General features: G+C 63.3%; 5 protein-coding genes and 1 pseudogene. 1 reads left to right on the forward strand and 5 read right to left on the reverse strand.

Annotation, left to right across the window (positions count from 1 at the left end; genetic code table 11):
• From K675_RS30425 to K675_RS0105870, 5 genes and pseudogenes are all read right to left on the reverse strand, one after another.
• Positions 1-671: pseudogene (locus K675_RS30425) on the reverse strand (hypothetical protein); the annotation flags it as partial.
• A 19-nt stretch (positions 672-690) separates the two neighbouring features.
• Positions 691-1548: an endonuclease/exonuclease/phosphatase family protein gene (locus K675_RS0105855; protein ID WP_017902580.1), complete on the reverse strand. Its 858-nt coding sequence runs from the start codon at positions 1546-1548 to the stop codon at positions 691-693.
• Between the two features lie 12 nt (positions 1549-1560).
• Positions 1561-2211, reverse strand: a complete 651-nt coding sequence (locus K675_RS0105860; RefSeq protein WP_017902581.1) for a thiol:disulfide interchange protein DsbA/DsbL — start codon at positions 2209-2211, stop codon at positions 1561-1563.
• 193 nt (positions 2212-2404) lie between these two features.
• Entirely contained in the window at positions 2405-3010 is a 606-nt protein-coding gene (locus K675_RS0105865; RefSeq protein WP_017902582.1) for a c-type cytochrome, read from the reverse strand.
• Positions 3011-3054: 44 nt separating this feature from the next.
• Positions 3055-3345, reverse strand: coding sequence for a c-type cytochrome (locus tag K675_RS0105870; protein WP_017902583.1), 291 nt, complete (start codon positions 3343-3345; stop codon positions 3055-3057).
• 201 nt (positions 3346-3546) lie between these two features.
• On the opposite strand from K675_RS0105870, the gene yihA reads away from it, so the two are divergent.
• The gene (yihA, locus tag K675_RS0105875; RefSeq protein ID WP_017902584.1) at positions 3547-4194 is read left to right on the forward strand and encodes a ribosome biogenesis GTP-binding protein YihA/YsxC; all 648 of its coding nucleotides are present in this window, start codon (positions 3547-3549) and stop codon (positions 4192-4194) included.
• Positions 4195-4360: the final 166 nt, after the last annotated feature.

A 4360-nucleotide genomic window follows, 5' to 3' on the forward strand; every position in this document is an offset into this window, starting at 1 on the left:
CCGCCCCCCGCCGCTGGCGCCACAGGCTCGTCCAGTTCATCGTCGTCATCCTCGACCGACGTTGCTGCAACTGCTGGCACCGCCTGCGCGGGAGTCGCTGCGGGGCCCTCCGCCGGGCTTGCCTCGACGCTCGCCTCGGGATTCTCCTTCGAACCGAACAAACGCTGCAGCAAGCCGGGCCGGACGGCCTCGGCGGGATGATCGAGTTCGGTCAGGACCTTGCCCTGCAGATGGCTCAGTTCGCTGAGCAGCAATGGAATCTCGCGGGCCTGGCTGACCCGTCCATCGAGATTCTTGGCAAAGTTCTTCAACGGCCGACGCACATCCCGCGGCAACGGCAGGGCCTGCAACTGGGCCACCAGCGCCGTCAGCGCGGTGCCCATCTGTTCGATCCGGGTCTCGCGGCGCTGTTCGGAATCGAGCACCGCCTTTTCCAGGCGCGGCAGCAGGTTGGCCAGAGCCGCATCCATGTCGTCGGTGCGGATCACCTCGCGCATTTCCTTCATGCACTGGTCGACCGCCTTGTCGGTGCCTTCGGCCGCCAGGGTACTGCGCACCAGCCCGCGCCGGAGCAGGTCGAGACGGGCGTCCCAACGCCGCTCGAGCTTTTCCTGTTGCTCGATGCTTTTGAGGTACTTCTCTTTCCAGCGCTCGGCTTCTTCGCTGCTCATTGCAGGGTGTCCGTCAGATTCAACGACTCAGGACGGGCAACGTATCAGAACCGATGGATCCTGGCAGGCGAATTTCAACGGCAACCGGCAAATGGTCGGAAATCGGCTGCGCCAGCACCTCGACGCGCTCCAGCGCCAGGCTCGGGCTCAGCAGGATATGATCGAGGCAACGCTGTGGGCGCCAACTGGGAAAGGTCGCTTCGACCTGTGGCGCGAGCAACCCCAGGTCGCGCAAGGGTGAGTGCTGCAGGAGGTCGGCGGCATGGGTGTTCATGTCCCCCATCAGCACCTGATGCTTGAAGCCGCCGATCAGCTCACGGATGTACGCCAGCTGCCGGGTCCGCGTACGGGCACCCAGCGCCAGGTGCATCATGACCACCACCAGCGACTCCGGGCCCTCGCCGAAACGCACCAGGATCGCCCCGCGCCCGGCCGGGCCGGGCAGCGGATGGTCCTCGATCGCCCAGGGTCGCAGGCGACTGAGCACGCCGTTGCTGTGCTGGGCCAGGCGGCCGAGGTTGCGATTGAGTTGCTGGTACCAGTAGGGAAAGGCGCCGAGCTGCGCCAGGTGTTCAACCTGGTTGACATAGCCCGAGCGCAGACTGCCACCATCGACCTCCTGCAGGGCCACCAGGTCGAAGTCACCGAGCAGGTTGCCGATTTTCCGCAGGTTGTCGGCGCGCCCGGTATGCGGCAGCAGGTGCTGCCAGCCACGGGTCAGGTAATGTCGGTAGCGCTGGGTGCTGATGCCGACCTGGATATTGAAGCTGAGCAGCCTCAGGCGGTTGTCCGCCGGCAGGCCGCTGGATTGCAGATGGTGTTCATTGACCTTCGGCTGGTGAAGGCCAACGATGCGTTCCGATCCCCAGCGAGCCATGGCCGGGGCACCTTACTTGCCGGCGGTCGCGCCAGCTGCCCGCTCCTTGGCGATCAGTTGGTCGGCGACGTTCAGTGCGGCCTCCGGACCACCGGCGGTGCCGAGGTCGAAGCGATACTTGCCGTTGACGATCATGGTCGGTACGCCGCTGATCTCATACTTCTTGGCCAGTTCGCGGGCGGCGACGATCTTGCCCTTGATGGCGAAGGAGTTGTAGGTGGCCAGGAACTTCTCCTTGTCGACCCCCTGGGTGGCGACGAAGTCGGCCATGTCTTCAGGCTCGAGCAGTTTCTTGCCCTCCTTCTGGATGGCATTGAACACCGCCGAGTGCACCTTGGTCTCGACGCCCATGGCGTCCAGGGTCAGGAACAGTTGGCCGTGCTTGTCCCATGGGCCGCCGAACATGGCAGGGATGCGCACGAAGTGCACGTCGGACGGCAGTTTCTCGATCCATGGGTTGATGGTCGGTTCGAAGGCGTAGCAATGCGGGCAGCCGTACCAGAACATCTCGACCACTTCGATCTTGCCAGGCTCCTGCACCGGTACCGGGGTCTTGAGTTCGACATAGGTCTTGCCGGCCTCGAGTGGCACGTCGGCGGCCTGGGCGGTCATGCCGAACAGGCTGGCGGTGACGAGTGCGGCGCTGAGGATCAGATTACGCATGCTTTGCTCCTGGGGATTTGGAAGTCGCCTCCGTCGCGACCTGTAGTTTCTGACAGACCGAGCGGGCTCTTGGTTCGATTAGTGTAACGGCAGCGGCCACAAAAAAGGGCGGCCAAGGCCACCCTTTTATCCTTGCAATGAAGGATTAATCGATTATTAACGCGAGCAGGCCGCGTCAGTCATCGTCTGCCAATCAGTGCAGACCCTGCACGTAGCTGGAGACGGCCTCGATGTCCTTGTTGCTCAGCTTGGCGGCGATGCTCTGCATGATCTTGGTGTCGCCGTCGTTGGTGCGCACGCCTTCGCGGAAGTCGGTGAGCTGCTTGGCGACGTACTGGGCATGCTGACCACCCAGATGCGGGAAGCCGGCGGCGGCGTTGCCCGCGCCGTTGGGCGAGTGGCAACCGGTGCAGGACGGCATGCCCTGGTCGAGTTTGCCGCCACGGAACAGTTCTTCACCACGGGCCACGAGCTTGGGATCGGCAGCACCGACGCTGCCCTTCTGGCTGGCGAAGTAGGCGGCGATGTCGGCGATGTCCTGATCGCTGAGGTTGGTCAGCAGGCCGGTCATTTCCAGGACGGTGCGCTTGCCGGACTTGATGTCGTGCAGTTGCTTGTCCAGGTAACGCTCACCCTGGCCCGCCAGTTTCGGAAAGTTGGGCGCCATGCTGTTGCCATCTGGGCCATGGCAGGCGCCACAGACAGCAGCCTTGGCCTGGCCGGCGGCGGCATCGCCGGCGGCATGGGCGAGGCCGGTGATCCCCAGGGTCAACAGCAGACTCACGATCAATTTGTTCATCAGCTAATCCAATACGGCTAAGGGTTAAGAGTTATGAACCGGGCTCACTCGCTCATCCACTGGATGATGCTTCGGTAATCCTCGGTACTGCAGTCCATGCACAAACCACGCGGCGGCATCGCCTTGAAACCCTGAGTCACGTGTTGCACCAGCACATCCATGCCTTGGGCCATTCTTGGCTTCCACGCGGCCTGATCGCCCTTCTGCGGGGCCATCGGCAACTGTCCGGCATGACAGGCGCTGCAAACACGGTTGTACACGGCTTCCGGATCCTGTGCAGCCTGAGCGCCGTGAAGCGGGATCAGGACACTGGCAGCAAGCAGCCATCTGCTCATGAACCGAAGGTTCCAGTCATGAACTTCAGGGTCGGGAACGTGCCGCGTTCTAATGCGCAGCCTAGGTCAATCGCTCCCGTATGCGTCATCCTACGTCGGGACAAAGCACACACTAAATCTGCGGCATTATATACTGGCGCCCATGAAACGGAAACGACACAGCTTGTCGCGCCTCCCGGCACCGCCCACATTGGAAATCCCATGCAACTGAAAAACCCCATTCTCGGTCTGTGCCAGCAGTCCACCTTCATGCTCAGCGCCGCCAAAGTCGACCAGTGCCCGGACGACGCCGGTTTCGAGGTGGCCTTCGCCGGCCGTTCCAATGCCGGCAAATCCAGCGCGCTGAACACCCTGACCCACGCCAGCCTCGCGCGCACCTCGAAGACCCCGGGTCGCACACAGCTGTTGAATTTCTTCAAGCTAGACGATGAACGCCGTCTGGTCGACCTGCCGGGCTACGGTTATGCAAAAGTCCCGATCCCGCTCAAGCAGCACTGGCAGCGCCACCTGGAGGCCTACCTGGGCAGCCGCGAGAGCCTCAAGGGCCTGATCCTGATGATGGACGTGCGTCACCCGATGACCGACTTCGACCGGCTGATGCTCGACTGGTCGATCGCCAGCGGCATGCCGATGCACATCCTGCTGACCAAGGCCGACAAGCTGACCTATGGCGCGGCGAAGAACACCCTGCTCAAGGTCCAGTCGGAAATCCGCAAGGGCTGGGGCGACACGGTGACCATCCAGCTGTTCTCGGCGCCCAAGCGCATGGGCCTGGAAGAGGCGTACACGGTACTGGCCGGTTGGCTGGGACTGCTGGACAACGTTGCCGAGGAAGATCCGGCGCAGTGACCCGCTTCAGCGCCGCGCCAGCTTGCGCACGGCGCCGTCCCTGTGTGGGAGGCCGGGCAACGCCGCGCTTGGGGGCGATAGTGGCTTGATTGGTGCTGAAGCTGTCTTGGGAAGATAGTTCGGGATGGCCGCCTGCGGCGGATCGCCAGCAAGCCGGCTCCCACAA

The organism is Pseudomonas fuscovaginae SE-1, from assembly GCF_000364705.1.
Lineage (GTDB): Bacteria > Pseudomonadota > Gammaproteobacteria > Pseudomonadales > Pseudomonadaceae > Aquipseudomonas > Aquipseudomonas fuscovaginae_A.

Bases quoted from the DNA above. Each gene is read 5' to 3' on its own strand.
- K675_RS0105855 (WP_017902580.1), bottom strand. From the start codon at position 1,548: ATGGCTCGCTGGGGATCGGAACGCATCGTTGGCCTTCACCAGCCGAAG.
- K675_RS0105860 (WP_017902581.1), bottom strand. From the start codon at position 2,211: ATGCGTAATCTGATCCTCAGCGCCGCACTCGTCACCGCCAGCCTGTTC.
- K675_RS0105865 (WP_017902582.1), bottom strand. From the start codon at position 3,010: ATGAACAAATTGATCGTGAGTCTGCTGTTGACCCTGGGGATCACCGGC.
- K675_RS0105870 (WP_017902583.1), bottom strand. From the start codon at position 3,345: ATGAGCAGATGGCTGCTTGCTGCCAGTGTCCTGATCCCGCTTCACGGC.
- yihA (WP_017902584.1), top strand. From the start codon at position 3,547: ATGCAACTGAAAAACCCCATTCTCGGTCTGTGCCAGCAGTCCACCTTC.